Below are 20378 nucleotides of genomic sequence, written 5' to 3' on the forward strand. Positions count from 1 at the left end.
GTGCATCCTAATATTAATTAATAGTTTGATGGGCACTTATTCTTTTTTGAAGTCATCTGAGTTTGTTAAAAACTTATCTTCATGATCAATGACAAAAGCGGCAAAAATTCGAATGATTCGATCATCAATTTTTTCAGGGTAGTGCACAGTGATACTCCAGTTTTTATCGTAGAAATATCGATGGAGTTCTGCAATTGGATGGGGATTGCTAGTAGATGGTAAAATGACAAATCGGTCAAAGCTCGAATTAGCATAGGCAAAACCGATTTCAGTGGCTTTTCCTGATTCATCATATTCATAAATAGTGAATTTTGCTGATTCAAGAGTTGCTAAATTTCCATCAATAAATCCAATTTGTACGCCACGAGTATCGTAAATGTCAATTTCTTTAGCCCAATGATATAAAGAACCTAAGGAAATAATTCGTGTAATTCCAGTAGCTTGCCAGCCGTCTTTATTGGATAAATCATAGTTTGTACGGATACGAAAAGCGCTCTTTTTTACTGAGCCAGGATAAGTTTCGCGTTGGAGAGATTTAATCTGATAAATTTCGGAAAATTTATAAATATGTTTTGTAACTATGAAATCATAAGGATGATCTTCATGAACCCCATAACTATTAGCATAAGTTGCATAGGATAGTGCAAATAGGAGAAACAAACATGACATCAATAATTTTCGCATTATAGAACCCCTTAGTTTAAAGAGTGAGTGGAGATGCAAATATGATCACCACGGAAGAACAGCGACACAAATATATTTTCACGCGCTTTATAAAAAGCGGATGCATGGTAAATCAGATTGATTAATTAATAAAGTATTTTCAAGAAGATGATGACTACTGTTGATGACTCATCTCAGTTTAGATAAAGAGCTATTCATGCACATATTGAGTTTTGGAAGCCGTTGTACTAAAATAAGCCATTTTATTATCAGATCAAGATTAAATATGTCTTCGGATTCTTCAGTTCAAAAGGGTATAGCCGATTTTAGTTTAATTATTGGCAAAGGTTTAATTTATGGTGGGGGCGCAGGTCTATTAGTAATGGCTGCTGTAGGAACTATGGCTATTGACCTTGTATTACTCGCTTATGCGGAAAAGCACCATAATGATTTTATGACAGGGTGGATTTTAGGATCTATGTTTTGGGGACCCAGGGTTGATCCACTGCCTCTTCTCATTGCTTCTCCTATAACCTCAGCGATTGCTGTAGGTTTATCTGTTGCTTTAGGTGTCCCTCAAGTTGGTGTTGCTCTATTGGCTGGGTGGGCTATAGCAGCTACTGTTTTTGCTGTTGGTTGCGCTTTAGTTTCTTTATCAGAGTCTATTAATCCTGAATTTGAGCATGATCGTGCTGGTCTTTTTGCTTGTGTCTGATTTACGAAACAAGCTATCAATGTAATTAACTCAATTATTCTCATTAAGCTGGTATGGTCAAATCTATTATACCGTGTCACACTTAAAACTAATCGAACCAGGGTTCAGGGCATTTTACTTATGTATTTACTTTTTGATTTTGATGGAACGTTAGTGAATAGTTATGATTGCGTTATTGAAACAACCAATTTATTGGCTGAGCAATTTAATTTAAGAAAGATCGAGAAACATGAGATCGAACATCTACGCAATCTTACATCTCGTGAAGTAATCAGTTTTTTAGGAGTTCCCTTTTACAAAATACCTTCGTTAATACGAGAAATCAGACGGCTTTTATACGATCAAATGGTAAATATTCAACCAGTTACCAATATTTCTACAGTATTGGAAACTTTTTACATGTCGGGATGTTCCCTTGGTATTTTAACTTCTAATTCGATTGAAAACGTTCGTATTTGGCTAGAGATGCATAAAATTCACCACTTTTTTAGTTTTATTCATGACGAATCAAATCATTTTTCGAAACGCTCTTTGCTGAAAAAGACTCTCAAGAAGTACAAAATTGATAAAAATAAAGTTTTTTACATAGGTGATGAAGCTCGAGATATTGAAGCAGCAAGAAGAAATAATATCCAGTCAATTGCTGTGACCTGGGGATATAATTCGGAGAAGATCTTATTGCAGTATCAACCTACTTATCTTGTGAAACGACCAGAGGATTTGTTAACTATATGTTTACAAAATCTAGAGGCTTATGATTAGAAAATTTATATCGTTTGTATTTCTACCCAACGTCAATGAGTTTGAATGCGAATACTCGTTCGTGCTCAGTTATAAATTCCCGCTTGATAAATTTGACTTCGTCTAGAGCTCAAGTAGGCGGGAACGACGTATTCGCACTCAGTAGAAACTCAAAACTCATTGGCGTTGGGTATCTCTTCGAACACTGGTTTGGATAAGATAAGATCTTTACGGGGCCGTAAAGATCTTTCTTTTATCAATTTTTCAATAATCACTAATGACAAGAGTTGGGTTGTCCTGTCTTATCGCAGATAGGTGTATGGTTCTCAATACAAAATTGGTGTGTGGTGATTTGGCAGGGAGGACTGGGCTCGCTTTGGAATATAGTTGCTAAGCATTCTCCTTGATTCTTAAAAATTAATGCTGATGGACAATGTATTGTTTGTGATAAAGGAGTGCAAGTGAGTTTATCGAAGTCCAGACAATGAGGGCTATTGGCCTCCAAATCATTATAAGGGATGCACGCACAGTATCGGTAGATGTTAGAAAAACAACCATTTTCGTCAGGACCACAGAGAAAATAACGGTCGTTGCAATAACAAGGGGCGGTAATCATGCAATACAGGATGACGAAGAGATTCATCTTTTTCATTGTTATTATTCCTTTTAGTTGGACAGTTTGTTTCCATTTTTAAGATGATTATTCAACAACAATTTCCTTGTTCGTTAATGGTTTCATCTTTGTTTTATTCGATGCAGTACCATTCTTTATAGGCATAAATCTAGGCTGGACTTATATGCAGGAAGATATGATTTCTAGGAGCATCCCAATAAAACTTTGTATTTTTAACATAAAATAGAAATTATTCATACACTTGAAAATTGAGTCATTTTATAAAACACGCAATTGGAACGATACTTTTAATTGCTATATATGTTTATTGGAAACCCAATTGCCTCCATGCTTCGTATAAAATGACAGCAACTGCATTCGAAAGGTTTAAGCTTCGATTATGTTCCCGCATCGGAATATGGAGCGATGTGAATTTTTGTAAAATTTCTTTAGGTAATCCATTGGATTCTGGTCCGAATAGAAACAGGTCTTCTGAGGTATAGTGAATCTTTGAATAACACTTTTTAGCTTTAGCACTGCACGCATAAATAGTTTTTTGCTGATGTTGCAGAATAAATGTTTCCCAATTTTCATATTGGGAAATGCAAGTCCATTCGTGATAGTCCAAGCCAGCACGCCGTAATGCTTTTTCCTGTAATGAAAAGCCAAGGGGATGTATTAAATGTAATTTTGCCCCTGTATTGGCGCATAGTCGAATGATGTTTCCCGTATTAGGAGGAATTTCAGGTTGGTACAGAGCAATATGAAACATAAGTTTTATCAAATAAAAAAATAGTTAATGATATAACACATGCTTCTCTATTGGAAAACCCTATCATAATGGATGGCTGAGGGAAACGATTTTGTTGCGATCATATAGACCCGCTGGTATATTGCTAAATGATGTAATTTTCGAAGATCTATTATGTGTACTGCTTGGATAAATCAATTTTATCATCAAAAACCATGCTATTAAGATGATAATCCTATGATAAAAACTATACTATTAAAACTTCGGTTTGTAATCGCGCACGGGTTAGCAAAATTCAATCTCTTTTTTCTTTTACTTTTCATGATAGGAAACTTTCTACAAGGGTGTTCGTCATCGCAACATAATCATGATGAATCAAAGCTGCAAGTTCCTGCAAAATGGCCTCAACAACCCGCACAAGTAAAAATGGATGATCGTATTGATCTACCCGACATGGCATGGTGGCGGCAATTGAATAATCCCGAGTTAAACCACTCTATTCAGCAAGCACTTCACAATAATAATAGTGTCCACATCGCTGCGGCCAATCTTCAATATGCACAAGCACAATTAAAACAAGTTAAATTGAATTGGATTCCAGGAATGAGTATCTTATCGGGTTACAGTCAAATGCCTAATTTAGGAGATCCTGGTGCATTTTTGGCTCTATTTCCACAGTATGTTCTCAATATTTTTCAGCAAATAAAACAACAAAAAAGTGCTCAATATCAAGTCGAAGCAAGTTCTTATGCTCAAGATGGTGTTCGATTAACTCTTATCGGTCAAGTATCTGCCAGTTATTTTACGCTATTGGCACAGCGCCAAGCACAACAAATATATCAACGTTTAGTACACGATGAAAATAAACTGATGTCATTGTATCAAAGTCAATACCGTGCTGGTCTGATTGCAAAAGATAAAATAGATACATTAGCCAGTCAAATAAAACAAACACAATCACAATATGTGATGACACAGCACAATATTATCGTGAGTCAAAATGCGCTGCATTTTTTATTAAATCAAAATCCAGGTCCCTTTTCTCTTAAAGCATCCTTTAATCAACTGGATGATTTAAAGATAATCCCAGGTAATTTACCGGCAACAGTGCTTAAAAATCGTCCTGATGTACGTGAAGCAGAGGCAAAATTAAAGGTTGCAAACGTGGATATAGGAGTTGCGCGTGCTAATTTATTACCTTCTGTGCGGCTCGATTCGCTTTTAGGGTTCAGTCAAAAAACAAAGGGTGCGTTTGCATTAAATGAAGCTTATCTAAATACACCAGCGATTAATCCACCAGTCTTTGGACTCATCCAAGCAAGTAAAGCACGATCGTTAGCCGTATATTATGCCTACGTTGAAACAATAAAAAAGGCTTTGCAAGAAGTTGATAATGCTTTATCTGCTTATTCGGCTTATAGCGACCAATTACTCCAAAATCAATCGGGATTTTTGGATGAAAAAAAACATTGTGCTTTGGTTGATTCTCGTTACAGTCGTGGCATTGTCAGCTTATCTGAAGTCGTATCTTGTCAAATTAAGCTGGATTACTACGAGTTGGTAATCAATCACAATAAGTTGGAAAAAATGCTCGCTCTCGTTGTATTATTTCAGGATTTAGGTGGTGGCTATCATGGGGTTTGATTCACAAAAATTACTCCGTTCGATGCGCTTATCTTTGGCTTATTTGATTATATTCTGGATAACTACCTATTTAGTGATACCAGAACCGGGTTGGTGTTATGTAACCGCATTATCTGTTTTATTTGAATACTCTACTGTAGGTGGGGTGCTTACCAAGAGTTTTTTACGCATTACAGCGACACTATCAGCGGCTATTTACAGCATTATCATTGTTTATTTTTTTGCAAATATTGCAATCCTAAATCTTCTTGCCTTAATTGTTGGCATATTTTTATATGCATATTTTTTTATGGGGGGCAAATTTCAGTATGGTGGGTTTTTAGGGAATTTAACCTTAGTAATGATGCTTATTAATTACAATAACCTTGATATAGTCGTATTGCGACCCTTTAATATCATTATTGGACTGATTATCGCTTTAAGTCTTATGCGGTATTTTTATCCCCAATATGCTCGTGATCTCGTCATTAAAACACAAGCAGAGATGCTCCTTCAACTCATAAATATTTTGGATTCCTTCTTGGATAAATCTCAATCAATACAAACAGTTAAAGATAATTTTTTGGTGCATGAAAATAAGTTTCTCACTCATCTCACGAATTTTAATCGTTTTAATGATGAAGCCCGATTTGAAACGCGAAAAGCCCCTTCATTTATAAGTAAAAATAGGAGCGCGCTTGTAGAGACAAAACGTATTTATCATTTAGTCAGTGTATTTGTTTTTCATTTAGCTAATGATAAGTTACGATCTAATGTTATTATCAATGATAATGTTACTCAGGTGCGGGATTGTTTAAACGTTTTGCGAATAAGACTTCTTAATGATGCGCTGCCTATACAAACAAAATTAACACCCCTTGTACTTAATAAACTACACAGAAATTCGTTAAAAGAAGATGATCCAGAGGTATTCCTGGATATTATGTTTGTCGAGCTGAGCAAGGAATTAGGGCAATTGAATCAGATAATAGATGGCATCCTTTTAATTCGCTCGAATAAATATTGCTTCACATAGGGCTTTTACTCATGTTATCTAAGATTTCATTTAGAGTATCTAAAATAAAAAACAACTTTCCAATTAAAACCGTTATTTGTGTTTTGATCGTCGTGCTAATCTTTTATTTTGTCTATTATTTTCCTTTCACTAATAATGCTTTTGTAGCCGCCAACATTCGTCCTGTGGCTGCAAATGTATCGGGTTATGTCACTGATATTTATGTGAAAAATGAAGAATATGTGAAGGTTGGTCAGCCGTTATTTACCGTATTTAAAAAACCGTATGAATTAGCTTATCAAAATTATAAGGCTAAGGTTGCTAGCGCAAAGGCACGATTAATTTCCTTACAAAAACAAGTTGAAATAACACAACATAATGTACAAGCCCAACGTGATGTTTATAAGAAAATTGAATTTGAATACCAACACTACCAATCAGCGCTTAGAGATAGTGCTGTTCCTAAAGTCACCGTACATAATATGCTCCAGGAAAAAAATACAGCTTGGAATACTTTAAAAGCATTAGAAAAAACGCTCGAAAAAGATAGACAAGATGTTATTGTACAACGTATGAACATCAAGTCTTTAATCGCGCATATGCACAATGCTAAAGTAGATTTAGATGAAACAACGGTTTATGCAAAAAACAATGGCATCGTACAAAATATGTTTGTTGCATTGGGAGCTCCTGTTGAACTACGAAAGCCATTATTTTCGTTTATTGACACAGATCATATGTTTATTCAAGCTAATTTTAATGAAACGGATTTACGTAATGTTAAAGCAGGCAATAAAGTTACAATTTATCCACGAATTTATTTTTGGAAAAAGACATATCATGGTGTCATTATTTCTAAAAATTGGGCTGCAAGTCGTCAAGTAACCGATCCACGAAGCCAAGAACAAATAGTTACAAATAGTGAAAATAACTGGTTTTTATTACCTCAACGTTTCCCAGTTCAAATTTTAATCACCGATTATGATCCTGAAAAATATCCACTAAGCGTTGGGTCTAGTGCCTATGTTTATATTCATACGGGTTAAAGCAAGGCAACTTTTCGGTGCAGGAGACGTGGTCGTATACTCAAACCCTACCTGGATTAATCAAGCAGGGTTCAGTTGTTAGAGATAAGTCTAACTCATAGGCATTGGTTTCAGTTCTTGGACTTTCTCTTTGAGGGTATCCAATTGTTTTTGACTCGCGGTCTTAAATAGTTGAAATGAAAAACTTCCTGTTTCTATTTTACTTTTTATAGCTAGCGCTGTAGGTACAGTCCCCAATGTTACTATCCCAAGTATTAATTTTGCAAAGAAATCTTTCCATCCACGATGCTGTTTCAATACAGGTGTTGCTTCAAGAATAGCACGACCACATGACTCTTTAAAAATCGTATAATTCTTTTGCGTAACATATTGAGCATTAAGATATTTCGATCTCGCCGCAGCTAATTGGGCATGAAGTGTAGAAGCTGCCTCGGCTGCTTCCGATTGACCATTAATTTTAAAGGTCTTTGCTTTAGTCTCAATTTCAGACAAAAGCACCAAAAACTGATATTTAGCTTCAGAGCGAATTTTAAATAAATCAGGCTCAAATTCTTTTTTACGCTTTTCCAAATCACGTGCAACCAGATCAAAACGCAAATCAAATTGTTCTTTGGCACACATCGAATAATTTTCGGAGTTCGCAGCGATTTTATTCACCATAGCCCTGAAAATATCTTGATACTTATAATCAATACCGCCGATGGTTAAGACTGTCTCTTGCTCTAAAGCTGCTTCAATGTGAGCACGGTCATAAAATAGATGAATTACTGTACCATCTAGCATTGCTTTAGGACTATTAAGAAATTTCTCACATAGGGAATCTAATGTTTCATTTTTTACTTCATTAAATTCATAATCAAATTCAATTTCCAAAGCGGAGCATAGGTGCATGAAGCCACCTTTTACTTGACTGCGCATACTTTGAGGCGTATATCCAGGAACATAAAGTAATTTATCTGATTTATCCGCTTGTTTGATGTTATCAATAATAGCGACAATGTGTTCAAACCTGTCAACAAGCGACATTTCATTAGAGTTGTCATCCTCAATATGCTCAATAACACCCGCTGCGATTTTAATATTTTCTATTATTCGAGTAGTATTTTTTTCATAATTTGCTTTTTGAGCTTCGTATTGTTCAGGTCCAAATTGGTGTTCATTGTTAGTCATGAGTTTAATGACAAATAAACCGTCATTAAAGCCATGAAAAATAGCATCTCTAAGCGCAATCATACCACTTGAGTTACGGAATATGTTACTTTCTTCTGTTGGCTCATTAGTAAATAAATACTCGATGACTTCTGGAGTAAGTAAGTTTGCGATACCTTCATTCAAAAGCATAAGTCTGTTTAATGCACTATTTCCATAGAAGGACTGATCATAAAACTTGCTGTCGCATATTTCTTTTATTTGAGCAATATTATGGGCTATTTCTAAAGTTATAGCTTTAGATTCTCTACCGTTAAAATGAGATAATAATTCTGTAACTGTCATAATTGTGCCTGTTTGTTTATATATCAAACAATATTATGACGCTACAATATTACGGTGAAATTAGAATGCTATCACTTGTTTTTTATAAGTTATAACCAATGGTTATATGTTTTGTATAATAATAAAAACTGTCCTAGTATTAATTTAAGTCATATTGCAAATGGTATTAGAGTAATGAAGATTACTGACCTGCAATCCTTTCTAGCAGTTGTAGAATTTCATTCCATCTCGTTAGCAGCCAAAAAGCTGCATATCACCCAACCTGCTTTAAGTAAACGAATTCGAAAGCTTGAGTCGGAGTGGAATACGCAACTTTTTATTTCTTCAGGATTAAGAACTGAGCTGACTGAGAAAGGAAAGCAATTATTGCCTTATATCCGCCAAATGATTCATCTCAATACCGAATTGTGCAAACATACTGGAAAAGATCTAAAACAACCACAATTACTACTGAATCTTGGTGCTACCGCATATGTTGCAAAAACTATAGTCCCTCCTATGATGAGCTATATGAGCTCTCTAAATTTAAATTACTTTATTACTATAAAACTCCTAGCTGACAAAGATGTGGTCCATAATTTAAAGGAAGGAGCCCATGATCTTATTATTTCGCCATTTGTTGATAATACTACCGAAATTAAATCCATCCGCTTGTGGACAGAAAGACTGATACCTGTTGTAGGGCTATCACACCCACTGGCAAAAATTAAAGAAAAAATATCTTTAGCTGAATTGGCAGAGTTTGACGCACTACTTATGGAAAAAAACTTTATAATTCGCCAAATTATAGATAAAGAAGCGGAACAACAAAAACTGACCCTGAAAGTAAACTCCGAAGCCAACATTATTTACAATAATATTGCTCTTGTGGAGCATGGAATGGGCTGGAGTATCATTTTTGAAAGATTATTGAATCCTAATCTTATTCCATTAGAATTATCCGATTGGCTACCGACCATTGATTTTTATTGTCACTTTCTAAAAAAACGTACTGATGAACGACTGATCCGTATTTTTGTTGAGCATTTAGTAAATTGGGTTAATACCTCAAGTGAGTTAAGACCTTTTGTCCATTAACTGGAACTATCGAACGGATTTTATTTAGAAGTAGATCCCATTTACGGAATAAGGTTCGTTTAGCGACAAGGTATTTCTATGACTTTTATGTCGAACTCACGTTATTTATTGGTTTTCTGAATTTTTTCCTGAGCGCAAGGTTTAAAATTGATATACTGGTACAATCAATGGGTTATATTCGTCATCTCGCATCATAAATTAGGAGGACTTTATTATGGAATTCATAGAAAATCGTACATTCGATGAACTTAAAATTGGTGATTTTGCCAGTTTAAAACGAACACTCACTCAAAAGGATATCGAGTTATTTTCCATTATGTCAGGCGATGTGAATCCTTCGCATGTCGATGCTGAATATGCAAAAGACAATCAGTTTCATAAAATTATTGCTCAAGGAATGTGGAGTGCATCGCTAATCTCCACGGTGTTGGGAACACAGCTTCCTGGACCAGGAACGATTTATTTGGATCAAACTCTCAAATTTACTGCACCAGTAGTTCCTGGCGATACAGTGACGGTTACTGTGACAGTCTTAGAAAAAATTGCCGAAAAACATCTTATTCATCTGGATTGTAAATGCACCAACCAAGAGGGGAAAATAGTTATAATGGGGGTTGCAACAGTACTAGCTCCTATTCAAAAAGTGAAAAGAGAGCGTGTTGAATTACCAAAAGTAGTTTTACAAGAGTCTAAGGATTCATGGTATAAGCAACTGATTAAAATGAAAAAAAATTATGAACCTCTTAAAACAGTAGTGGTTCATCCAGTTGATGCCCTTTCACTTCACGGTGCAATTGATGCAGCAGAAGACCATTTAATTATTCCCATTCTTGTTGGACCAGTGGAAAAAATCCAAAATGCGGCAAAAGAGGCCAATATTAATCTTTCTTCCTACGAAATAGTATCCACAAAACACAGTCATGAAGCAGCAGAAGTTGCTGTTAAAATGGTTAAAGAAGGTAAAGCAGAAGCGATCATGAAGGGAAAAATTCATACTGATGAATTAATGAGTCCTATAGTAGATAAAGAAAAGGGCTTACGAACAGGTCGACGAATGAGTCATGTTTTTTCTTTAGAAGCACCGAACTATTATAAGCCATTATTTCTTACTGATGCTGCACTAAACATTCAACCTAATTTACAAGCCAAAAAGGATATAGTGCAAAATGCGATTGATTTATTTTGCAGATTAGGTTTGGGACAGCCTAAGGTAGCGATTCTTTCTGCAGTAGAAACTGTAAATGAAAAAATTCCATCCACTTTGGATGCTACTGCATTATGTAAAATGGCGGAACGAGGCCAAATTACTGGAGGGATTGTGGATGGGCCACTTGCATTTGATAATGCAATTTCTATTGAATCAGCACGAGAAAAAGGAATTTATTCTCAGGTTGCAGGTGATGCGGATATACTTGTGGTACCCGATATAGAGGCGGGCAATATGTTGTACAAACAAATGACTTTTTTGTCGGGTATTGAAGCTGCAGGCATTGTTATTGGAGCACGAGTTCCTATTATTTTAACCAGTCGAAGCAGTGATGGGAATTCTCGTAAAGCATCTTGTGCTATGGCCTTAGCGTATGCACGGAATAAGGATTACGCCAATGAATAAACTTATCTTGGTGATAAATTCAGGTTCATCAAGTATTAAATTTTCGCTCTTTGCTTCTGAAAATCAGCACTTGGATTTGTTTTATCATGGCCAAATTCAAGACCTTTATGAGTCACCTAAAATTGATATTTTTAATGCGAGTCAAGTTCGGGTACTCAATCAATCGATTACTTCTCAAGGACATGAGGCTGGTCTAAAAATACTTTTTAACTGGTTAGATGATTTGTCCCCCTCCATTAAGCTCGGAGCTGTAGGTCATCGAGTAGTGCATGGAGGAACATTTTTTCCCCATCCTATGTTAATTACTGATGATGTGATAAAAAAAATTGCAAGTTTGATTCCATTGGCTCCCTTACATCAACCCCATAATTTAGAGGCGATTACAATCATTAATCATTTGTATCCAAATCTAGCACAGATTGCCTGTTTTGATACAACATTTCATCGAACTCAGCAGAGATTAGCTACACTTTTTGCACTACCAAGATCATTATCCGATGAAGGAGTTCTGCGGTATGGATTTCATGGACTCTCTTATGAATACATAGCTTCGGTTATTACTGAGTCTCTTGGTGAAATAGGGAGTAAGCGTGTAATTATGGCTCATTTAGGTAACGGAGCAAGCATGTGCGCTATGTATCAAGGAAAAAGTGTGGCTACATCCATGGGGTTTACTGCATTGGATGGTTTAATGATGGGAACTCGATGTGGGCGTATTGATCCTGGAGTGCTTCTCTATTTATTGGAACAAAAAAAATACTCGGCGGAGCAAGTAGGGCATTTACTCTATAATGAGTCGGGTTTATTAGGTGTATCAGGCTTGAGCAATAATGTACGTGAATTACTGGAGCATCTAGAAGATGGACGAGTTTTAGAGGCCATCAATTTATTTTGTTATCGCGCGGCTCTGGAAGCAGGGTCATTGTTAGTCGCTCTTGGGGGGTGTGATGTACTGATATTTACTGCGGGGATTGGCGAACATGCGCCATTGATACGAAAAAAAATCAGTGATCATTTAAGTTGGCTAGGCATTAAAATTAACGATGAAGCTAACAACAATAATGCAACCATTATTAGTGAAAAGGACAGTACAATTTTGGTGAGTGTGATACCAACCAATGAAGAATTGATGATTGCCCAGCATGTGCAAGCTCAATTGAAGATTTAAAGATGTGAAACTTAGAAGCCGATGATATGAAATCAGGGAACATCTCTAGAAATAAACCAATAATGCTCGAAATTTTTAAAAATTTTAAAAGAAAACTGCATCTTGTTCATTTTTGTGCTAAATTAGATCGCTGTTGTTAATTATTGAGGTTTTGGTATGTTTATTAGTCGATTTGATTTGTTATTTATCGGTTGCTTTTTCATGTTATTCCAAATGTCAGCCCACAGTCATGGGTTAATAGAAAAGCCAATGTCTCGAGAGTATTTTTGTGGCAAAACAACCCAACCACACCATATCGAGCCAGGCAATAAACTCCCTTATGAAGAATGCCGCCCTATTTTGACAAAGGAAGATGGAAGCTACAATCATGATGTTTACCAATTTATGAGTGTATTAAGCCATACTCGAGGTTATTATCAAAATGACAATTTACCCCAACACGTTTGTGGATTTGATAGTGAAACATTTAAAGGAAAAGCCTCGCCTTGGGATGCTGCGATTGATTGGCCAACCAATAAAGAAATGAATAATCTTCAAGAATTTGTGTGGGATGTTTCTTATGGTCCTCACTTTAGTGATACGGAGCATTTTCGCTATTGGATTACTAAACCTGATTTCCAGTTTAATAAAAATGAACCTCTTAAATGGAGTGATTTGGAAACAGAACCTTTTTGTGAATACTCATGGGACGATAAAAATCCATCACAAGATAAGAATACTATTTGGGCAGATAAGGCAAATAATAAATTTCATATGACTTGTACTGTACCAGAACGCAAAGGCCATCATGTCATCTATGCCGAATGGGGTAGAGACCAAAGCACCAATGAGCGATTCCATTCCTGTATTGATGTTGCTTCTTAATCGTTCTTGTAAATAAAAAAAGTAAATTTTTTTCTTGTACAACTCAAGCATAAAGCATGTCTATATGTGATAGGATTTGATTAGGGACTGTTAAGAGTCTCTAATATAACCATTGCAAAGGAAGCTTCATGTTAGAAAAAAATTCATTATCTTTGATGGTGGAAATTCTTAATTGTTTGGAGGCTGGGTTTGATCATTTACCCTCTTATAAGCAAGAGGTAGAGATAGAAGAGATACGGAACGTTTTACTTACAGTCGCTGAAAAAATGCACGATAACTTTCCTTATCCTCATCCCTTATATGCCGGTCAAATGCTTAAGCCTCCACATCCTATCGCACGTTTAGCTTATACTCTTGCCTTGTGGATAAATCCTAATAACCATGCACTTGATGGAGGGAGGGCTAGTTCACACATGGAAAAACAAGCGGTTGCGCACATTGCACAGATGTTTGGCTGGGAAACACATTTAGGTCATCTCTGCAGTGGTGGAACAATGGCAAATTTGGAAGGACTATGGATTTCTAGCAAACTTAATCCAGGTAAAAAAATTCTAGCCTCATCGCAAGCACATTATACCCATCATCGTCTTTGTTCTGTTTTAGGAATCCCTTTTGAGTCAGTGGAAGTAAATGATAAAGGACAAATGAATTTAGTAGATCTTGAACATAAATTGAAAGTAGGGGATGTAGGGACAGTTGTTGTTACTATGGGAACTACAAGTATTGGAGCGATTGATCCGCTCACAGAAATTTTGAAGCTCAAATCTATTTATTCGTTCCGAATTCATGCTGATTGTGCCTATGGCGGTTATTTTACTCTATGTACTAATTTATCAGCACCTGCAATGGAGCATTTTAACAATCTGATTAAAGTAGATTCATTAGTGGTCGATCCTCATAAGCATGGATTGCAACCTTATGGATGTGGATGTATTTTATTTAGAGACCCCTCAGTAGGGAGGTTTTATAAACATGATTCTCCTTATACTTATTTTAGCTCCTCTGAGCTACATCTTGGAGAGATTAGCTTAGAATGCTCAAGACCCGGCGCTTCTGCTGTAGCCTTATGGGCAACGCATCAACTGTTGCCTTTAATACGAAATGGCCAATTTGCTATGGGTTTGGAAAAATCAAAACAGGCCGCATCGATGCTGTATCATAAGCTTGCCGATCATCCTCAGTTTTTAGTGGCAATGCCTCCTGAGTTAGATATCGTTGTGTGGGCACCTAAAGCAACGAATGTCAGAGCGATATCCAATTTTAGTCAACAATTTTTTGATTTATCGGCACAATCAGATTTACATTTAGCGTTAATCAAGTTGCCAAAATCAATGCTGAAATCGCATTGGAATCATCTGACGTGGGATGATGAATATGTTACACTTTTGCGTTCTTGCCTAATGAAATTGGAGCATTTAGATTGGATGGATGAAATTTGGAATCGGTTAACACATGTAATTCATTTAATGAATTTGTAAAAACCTGGAGTTATGTTTCCTAAAATTCATATGTTACTATGGTGTCGATTTGATTAAAGGACTAAAAATGAAAATAGCGATTATAGAACCAATAGGCATTACTAGCGATGAAATTCATGCTGAACTATCAAATTACACGATTACGGAATGTGATAGTCGTGATTGGTCTGATGAGCAATTAATCAATCATATAAAAGATGCCAATATTATTGCACTTACCAATCGCCCCTTGTCTGCAGCAGTGATCAATGCAGCAACAGAATTGAAATTTATTGCTGTTGCATTCGCAGGAGTCGATCATATTGATAGAGATGCTGTGAATCAGAGACATATTCAGGTGAAAAATGCTGCTGGGTATGCAAATACCGCAGTAGCTGAACTTGTGTTTGGATTTATGATCGCTTTAGCACGTGATATTCCTGGTAATAATCAGAAAGTGAGGCAAAAAGCGGCGACAAACACAGGCATTGAATTAAAAAATAAAACATTAGGTATTGTAGGTTTAGGCGCGATCGGTTCAGAGGTCAAAAGGCTTGCCGAGGCGTTTCACATGAAAACACTTGCTTGTGGTAAAAACTCGCAATTAACTTTGGAGGATTTATTTTCGCAATCAGATTTTATAACGCTGCATATTCCTCTTGTTCCTGAAACTCGAGGAATGATTGATTTAAAGCTTTTATCTAAAATGAAAAAATCTGCTTATTTAATTAATTGTGCCAGGGGGCCTATTGTTGTAAGTAGTGATCTCAAGCAAGCTTTAGAACAACAATTAATTGCTGGTGCGGCAATAGATGTATTTGATATGGAGCCACCGCTGTCTTCTGATTATAGTCTTTTTGAGGCTCCTAATCTGATTGCTACACCACATATCGGTTTTAATACTAAGGAAGCACTTAGAACTAAAGGGCAATTAACCTTAAAAAATATTCAAGAGTTTCTCAAGGGTTAATTATTTTTTACCCTGAACCAAATAAACAGAAAGAATAAACCAATGCTCGCCAGCAAACTTTTCTTGGCATTCTTGCTCATAAATGGTTACCAAAGACTCATTAATAAGGTTAATTTGTTCACTAGGGACTTGGCCTTGAAAAAAAGCAATACCATTTACGAATTTACGGAAAATATCCAAACTGGGCAAACGTATTTGATGTTTTAGTCGTTCAATTTTAATTTGTTTAAAAGGAAGTTTCTGTATTTTTTCTTCTAAGTGTTCAAAGTGCTGATAATCCACAGGTGGTTTAAATTCATTGAGACAAGAAAACTGGTTAGACTCTTTCACCTTATAATAGCTGAGAATAAAGGGATCATCACCAGAAGGGAAGAGAGCGAATACTGTTCCGTTCTCCTTTAAGGCTCTATGAATATTAAGAAATGCTTTTTCTATGGCGAATGCACACCATTGTAAGCACCAAAAGGAAACAACACAGTTAAATTCATTAATAAATGGCAGCGTTAATACATCAGTATGGTGCAGTTTAGCATTAGGATAATCAGCAAACTCTTCTCTAGCTAATGCCAACATATTTTCTGAAGCATCTATCCCTAAAAAATGGTTTTGTGGAAATTTATCCAAAATTTTACGACTGAATGCTCCATTACCACATCCAATATCCAAGACGTAGTCTGTTGGTTTGATATCTAAGTATTTTAAATAGTCACCGGCAATACTTGCTTGAATATAGGACCCAATCGCATAATCATGAGCTGGCCACTCTTGTGTTGGCATTTGATATTCCTTGGTTCTACTGGCTTATGAGTATTAATAAACGATGCACTATCTTTAAAGAAAAAGCAAACCCTCTTTATTAAAATTATCCTAACTCTCTTAAACGAATTTCTTTAGGAATTAGTACAATTGCTAAGAGCATCATTATTAAACCTAGAAAAAGTATCGAATTATTTACAGGAGTTAAATACCGAAACTACATAGAAACACATTGATTTGCTTTATAAATTCATCGGCACAAGAATTTTTGAAAATAAACCAATTCCTTTATTTCTTGACTGCTTAAATATTCCTTAAGGTTCAGTGTTCACTATAAAAAATCTTAAATGAATCCTCTAAACTTATGGAGTTGCAAATATGCCCAATATAAAACAAATCGTTGCCAGTTATGGAGTAGATATACCTGAATATATTGAATATGTTCATATACCGGATAATATTTCTAATACTAATGCACTCATAGATTTTTTAAATAATTATCAATCTATATCAAACAGTGGGATGGATCCTGAAACGCTGCAAATTGATAAACAAACATTCATTCAGGATCTTAGAAATTATCAAAAATTTATTGATGAAGCGATACAACAACAAATTTCATATAGCTATCAAGAGAAATCACAGCATGAACCCTCTAAGTATCAACAAGCGGTGATGGTAAGTTCATCATCATCATCTTCTTCTGCTAGCAATTCAGGAACGTTTAGTGATAAACAACAACTTGTCATCGATCAAATGAGAGTGCTGTTAAGTTGTCCTATCTATCTTGATATTTTGAAGAAAGCTAATGGTACGCCTTCTCTGCAGCATACTTTTATTGATCCAGTAACCACCCCAAATGGTTATACTTATGAAAAGAAATGGTTAATAAGTTATCTGGCGCAAAATGGTCAAAAAACACCTACTGGCGAAAGGATTAATAATGCTGATCAGCAATTAATACCTAATCTTTTTATCAAAGATGCAGCAGACAATTTTAGATCGAGACAAAGTATCGCCGAGCAGAATCTTTCTGATCCCATATTGTTTGGCCCCTTAGATAAAAATGCGGTGCTCTCTCCTTATGGCCATACCTATGATCTTGATAATATTACTCAATTAACAAAATGCCCCTTTACCCGTAAACCGCTTTCAAAAGATAAATTCCGTCCAAATTTGCTTATTCAAGAAGTAGCAAAATTTTATAATGACAATATCGATATTTTTGAACCCAAACCATTAACGTCAGTATCTCCGCCTACTTCGGTATCAGATTTTGAAAACATTCACTTAAATTTTGCTGTGCGAGCCTTGCGTGATTTAATCAATCGCTTTCCACAAGATACACCTGACAATAGTCCTTCAGGGCGTATGAAGAATGGGCTCACTGCATTATATACTGTGATGCATGATATAGGGCAAAACTCCGCATCCCTGAAAAAGCTGGGTCTCATAATTAACTCTCTAAGTACTTTAATTATTCCGGAGAATCGAAATGTTTTGCGTAATAATGGTATTTCCCAATTGCAACTTGCTAACAGCTTACATGATTCATTCAGCGTTTTAAGAGACTTAATCGAAAAAAATGCGGTGCAGATTGATCAAATTGAGCCGGTACAAGTAGGGCGTGCAAAAAATTATCTCTCTAAATGCAATTTATTTTTAGATGAAATTTCTTTGCGCCAACACATGTTTACACCAAATTCGGGTGTTCTTTTTGCGTCCAGTCAAAGAAACGACAAATTTTCAAAAATGGTGATACGAAAACAAAACAACCAATATACTATTGAAATTGATGTTGCAACTGAGAACCGTTCAAAGATAGAGGAGAATATTCAAAATTTTCTTACTCAAGTCACTAACTCAACAAAATATAAGGTTCAATCCATTGACACAGAAAAAGGTTTTCTCATTCGCATTCAAACGAGTTTTGATCCCTATATACTCTGTGGATTTATCAATTTTGGTTGGCTTAGTGAACAAGACATTAATGATATAAATCCTGATTTGTTGCAACGGTATGAAAAAAGCATGTTTAAAAATGCTATGGAACATAAAAGTAAGGAGGTAAAAAAAGAATTTTACATGTTTGAGTCCCTTTTTAATTTTTTTAAAGGCAAAGATAGTAACACAACAGTTTACGCTCCCATTCAAGTAAAAGACAATATGAAAATGGTTGTAGTTGGGGATAATGGTGTAGGTAAGACATCGTTTTTACATGCCTTTACGAATGGCGAATTTCCTTTTGATTATGTCCCCCATTATAATGAAAATCCGCATGTAACTTTCGAATATGACAGCCAAACAGTTGCGCTTGACTTATGGGATACAGTTGGCTCAGAAGAGTATGCAAGAATCAGATCATTGTCCTACCCAAATACAGATGCCTTTATCGTTTGTTATAATGTTTGTGACAAAAGATCGTTGGATCATGTCCAGGAGTTTTGGTATCCCGAGTTGCATCATCATTGTCCAAATGCAAAGATAATTTTAGTTGGCCTCAAAGAAGATTTGAGATATAACCCAATACAAGGAGCAGCCGGGCGAACTCTTGTCACATCTGAAGAGGGAGAAGCAGTAGCCAGGAAAATTGGTGCTTATAGTCATGTAATTGTATCTGCATTGGAACAAAGGAACCTATCGACACCATTTTATCAGGCTATAGAAGCTGTTAGCGCTGGCTTGGAGCAATCAAAAAATGATACGAGCCCATTCTTAATTTGATATAAATTCAGTTTCATTAGGATGTGTTGACAATTGCTTATCAGCAATTGTCAACACATCCTAAATATTATATTTTATTTATAAACAGATCATGTAATCATGATCTTATAAACTTCATCAATGAAAATGGTAATGGACAAAAATTGTTGGTTCAAATGGATAAGTGAACTTCAAAGCCTCTGTCAAGCAGGCTTAGCTTATTCTAAAGATAGCTACGATATTGAACGGTTTCAGCGAATTGAGCAAATCGCAGCACAAATGGCAGCCTCATGCTCCTCACAATCGGCAAATATGATCCATGAGTATTTTCAAGTAGAAAAAGGTTATCCCACTCCAAAGGTAGATGTCCGAGCGGTTATTCTCCAAGAAGAAAAGATATTGTTGGTTAAAGAAAGATTAGATGGTCTTTGGTCCTTGCCGGGCGGTTGGGTTGATGTATCTGAATCACCTTCAGAGGCAATGATCCGTGAAGTCCGCGAAGAGGCTGGTTATGATGTCAAAATTATAAAATTACTGGCTGTTTGGGATAAATTAAAGCATGATCATCCACCACAATGGCCGCATAGTTATAAATTATTTTTTTACGCCTATATTCTGTCAGGTAAATTTGAACCTAACACAGAAATTCTTGATCTGGATTATTTTCCTCTCAATCAGCTTCCGAAACTTTCGATCCATCGAGTCACCCAAAAGCAAATAGAACGGTTGTACCAACTTATTCTTAATCCTACTGACACGCAATATGATTAAGAAATCAAGGGACTAGATATATCCTGCCATCGGCTGACTCCTTGTGCTCCTTGTTACAGCAAAGAAGTACGAAAGAAGTCTTCTTGGATTCCATCGCAAAATGAAACTCATTCAGCGAAGAGCTTACGGTTTTAGAAATGAAAATTACAGGGTGCGTGTTAAGGTGCTCTGCGGGTGATTATGGCTGTCCCCTTAAATGGGCTGTCTCTTGATTCTATCTCATCAAGAGACAGCTGCTTGCGCAGAGGGTGACGGACTTCTCAATACCGTCGCCTTCCGCAAAAGCGGAAGGTCTAAAAGCAACCAATCTTTGCTCTAAACTTCACCTTGCAGTCATAC

Annotated in this window: 18 protein-coding genes and 1 pseudogene; 14 read left to right on the forward strand and 5 right to left on the reverse strand. The window is 36.0% G+C overall.

All coding sequences use genetic code 11. The features are described from left to right. Window positions 1-36: 36 nt before the first annotated feature. Complete coding sequence (locus tag Lgra_RS12070) at window positions 37-684, reverse strand: hypothetical protein (RefSeq protein WP_058499521.1); 648 nt, start codon at window positions 682-684, stop codon at window positions 37-39. 265 nt (window positions 685-949) lie between these two features. Between Lgra_RS12070 and Lgra_RS12075 the strand changes: the two genes are divergently transcribed. Then, a complete protein-coding gene (locus tag Lgra_RS12075; RefSeq protein ID WP_058499630.1) occupies window positions 950-1378 on the forward strand; it encodes a hypothetical protein in 429 nt (142 codons plus the stop codon). Between the two features lie 120 nt (window positions 1379-1498). Next, window positions 1499-2140, forward strand: coding sequence for an HAD hydrolase-like protein (locus Lgra_RS12080; RefSeq protein ID WP_058499522.1), 642 nt, complete (start codon window positions 1499-1501; stop codon window positions 2138-2140). Between the two features lie 253 nt (window positions 2141-2393). Here Lgra_RS12080 and Lgra_RS17550 read toward each other — a convergent pair whose 3' ends face one another. Further along, entirely contained in the window at window positions 2394-2771 is a 378-nt protein-coding gene (locus tag Lgra_RS17550) for a hypothetical protein (RefSeq protein ID WP_083502906.1), read from the reverse strand. A gap of 286 nt (window positions 2772-3057) precedes the next feature. Further along, window positions 3058-3504 (reverse strand): tRNA (cytidine(34)-2'-O)-methyltransferase, encoded by a 447-nt coding sequence (locus Lgra_RS12090; RefSeq protein ID WP_058499524.1) that lies wholly within the window; start codon window positions 3502-3504, stop codon window positions 3058-3060. Between the two features lie 216 nt (window positions 3505-3720). Between Lgra_RS12090 and Lgra_RS12095 the strand changes: the two genes are divergently transcribed. The 3 genes from Lgra_RS12095 to Lgra_RS12105 are packed head-to-tail and all read left to right on the forward strand — an operon-like array spanning window position 3721 to window position 7167. Continuing rightward, complete coding sequence (locus tag Lgra_RS12095; RefSeq protein ID WP_058499525.1) at window positions 3721-5127, forward strand: TolC family protein; 1407 nt, start codon at window positions 3721-3723, stop codon at window positions 5125-5127. Further along, entirely contained in the window at window positions 5117-6142 is a 1026-nt protein-coding gene (locus tag Lgra_RS12100; protein WP_058499526.1) for an FUSC family protein, read from the forward strand. The genes Lgra_RS12095 and Lgra_RS12100 overlap by 11 nt, the downstream gene beginning before the upstream one ends. 11 nt (window positions 6143-6153) lie before the next feature. Next, window positions 6154-7167: an HlyD family secretion protein gene (locus tag Lgra_RS12105; protein WP_058499527.1), complete on the forward strand. Its 1014-nt coding sequence runs from the start codon at window positions 6154-6156 to the stop codon at window positions 7165-7167. A gap of 90 nt (window positions 7168-7257) precedes the next feature. Here Lgra_RS12105 and Lgra_RS12110 read toward each other — a convergent pair whose 3' ends face one another. Then, a complete protein-coding gene (locus Lgra_RS12110; protein ID WP_058499528.1) occupies window positions 7258-8661 on the reverse strand; it encodes a hypothetical protein in 1404 nt (467 codons plus the stop codon). A gap of 174 nt (window positions 8662-8835) precedes the next feature. Here Lgra_RS12110 and Lgra_RS12115 point away from each other — a divergent pair, with 174 nt between their 5' ends. The 6 genes from Lgra_RS12115 to Lgra_RS12140 all read left to right on the forward strand — a co-directional run bounded on the left by Lgra_RS12115 (window position 8836) and on the right by Lgra_RS12140 (window position 15809). Next, on the forward strand, window positions 8836-9738 hold the full coding sequence (locus tag Lgra_RS12115) for a LysR family transcriptional regulator (RefSeq protein ID WP_058499529.1): 903 nt from the start codon (window positions 8836-8838) through the stop codon (window positions 9736-9738). A gap of 214 nt (window positions 9739-9952) precedes the next feature. Then, entirely contained in the window at window positions 9953-11350 is a 1398-nt protein-coding gene (locus Lgra_RS12120) for a bifunctional enoyl-CoA hydratase/phosphate acetyltransferase (RefSeq protein ID WP_058499530.1), read from the forward strand. Next, a complete protein-coding gene (locus Lgra_RS12125) occupies window positions 11343-12518 on the forward strand; it encodes an acetate/propionate family kinase (RefSeq protein WP_058499531.1) in 1176 nt (391 codons plus the stop codon). Before Lgra_RS12120 ends, Lgra_RS12125 begins: the two co-directional genes overlap by 8 nt. A 156-nt stretch (window positions 12519-12674) precedes the next feature. After that, a complete protein-coding gene (locus tag Lgra_RS12130) occupies window positions 12675-13382 on the forward strand; it encodes a lytic polysaccharide monooxygenase auxiliary activity family 9 protein (RefSeq protein ID WP_058499532.1) in 708 nt (235 codons plus the stop codon). 128 nt (window positions 13383-13510) lie between these two features. Continuing rightward, window positions 13511-14860: a pyridoxal phosphate-dependent decarboxylase family protein gene (locus Lgra_RS12135; protein WP_058499533.1), complete on the forward strand. Its 1350-nt coding sequence runs from the start codon at window positions 13511-13513 to the stop codon at window positions 14858-14860. Between the two features lie 67 nt (window positions 14861-14927). After that, complete coding sequence (locus Lgra_RS12140) at window positions 14928-15809, forward strand: NAD(P)-dependent oxidoreductase (protein WP_058499534.1); 882 nt, start codon at window positions 14928-14930, stop codon at window positions 15807-15809. On the opposite strand, the gene Lgra_RS12145 is transcribed toward Lgra_RS12140, so the two are convergent. Continuing rightward, window positions 15810-16586, reverse strand: coding sequence for a class I SAM-dependent methyltransferase (locus tag Lgra_RS12145; protein WP_058499535.1), 777 nt, complete (start codon window positions 16584-16586; stop codon window positions 15810-15812). 357 nt (window positions 16587-16943) lie between these two features. Between Lgra_RS12145 and Lgra_RS12150 the strand changes: the two genes are divergently transcribed. The 3 genes and pseudogenes from Lgra_RS12150 to Lgra_RS18065 all read left to right on the forward strand — a co-directional run. Then, window positions 16944-19289 (forward strand): GTP-binding protein, encoded by a 2346-nt coding sequence (locus tag Lgra_RS12150; RefSeq protein ID WP_058499536.1) that lies wholly within the window; start codon window positions 16944-16946, stop codon window positions 19287-19289. Window positions 19290-19421: 132 nt separating this feature from the next. Then, the gene (locus Lgra_RS12155; RefSeq protein WP_058499537.1) at window positions 19422-20039 is read left to right on the forward strand and encodes an NUDIX hydrolase; all 618 of its coding nucleotides are present in this window, start codon (window positions 19422-19424) and stop codon (window positions 20037-20039) included. Window positions 20040-20124: 85 nt separating this feature from the next. Continuing rightward, window positions 20125-20217 (forward strand): annotated as a pseudogene (locus Lgra_RS18065) (transposase); the annotation flags it as partial. Window positions 20218-20378: the final 161 nt, after the last annotated feature.

Origin of the sequence: Legionella gratiana, from assembly GCF_001467695.1 — a bacterium.
GTDB classification, from domain to species: Bacteria; Pseudomonadota; Gammaproteobacteria; order Legionellales; family Legionellaceae; genus Legionella; species Legionella gratiana.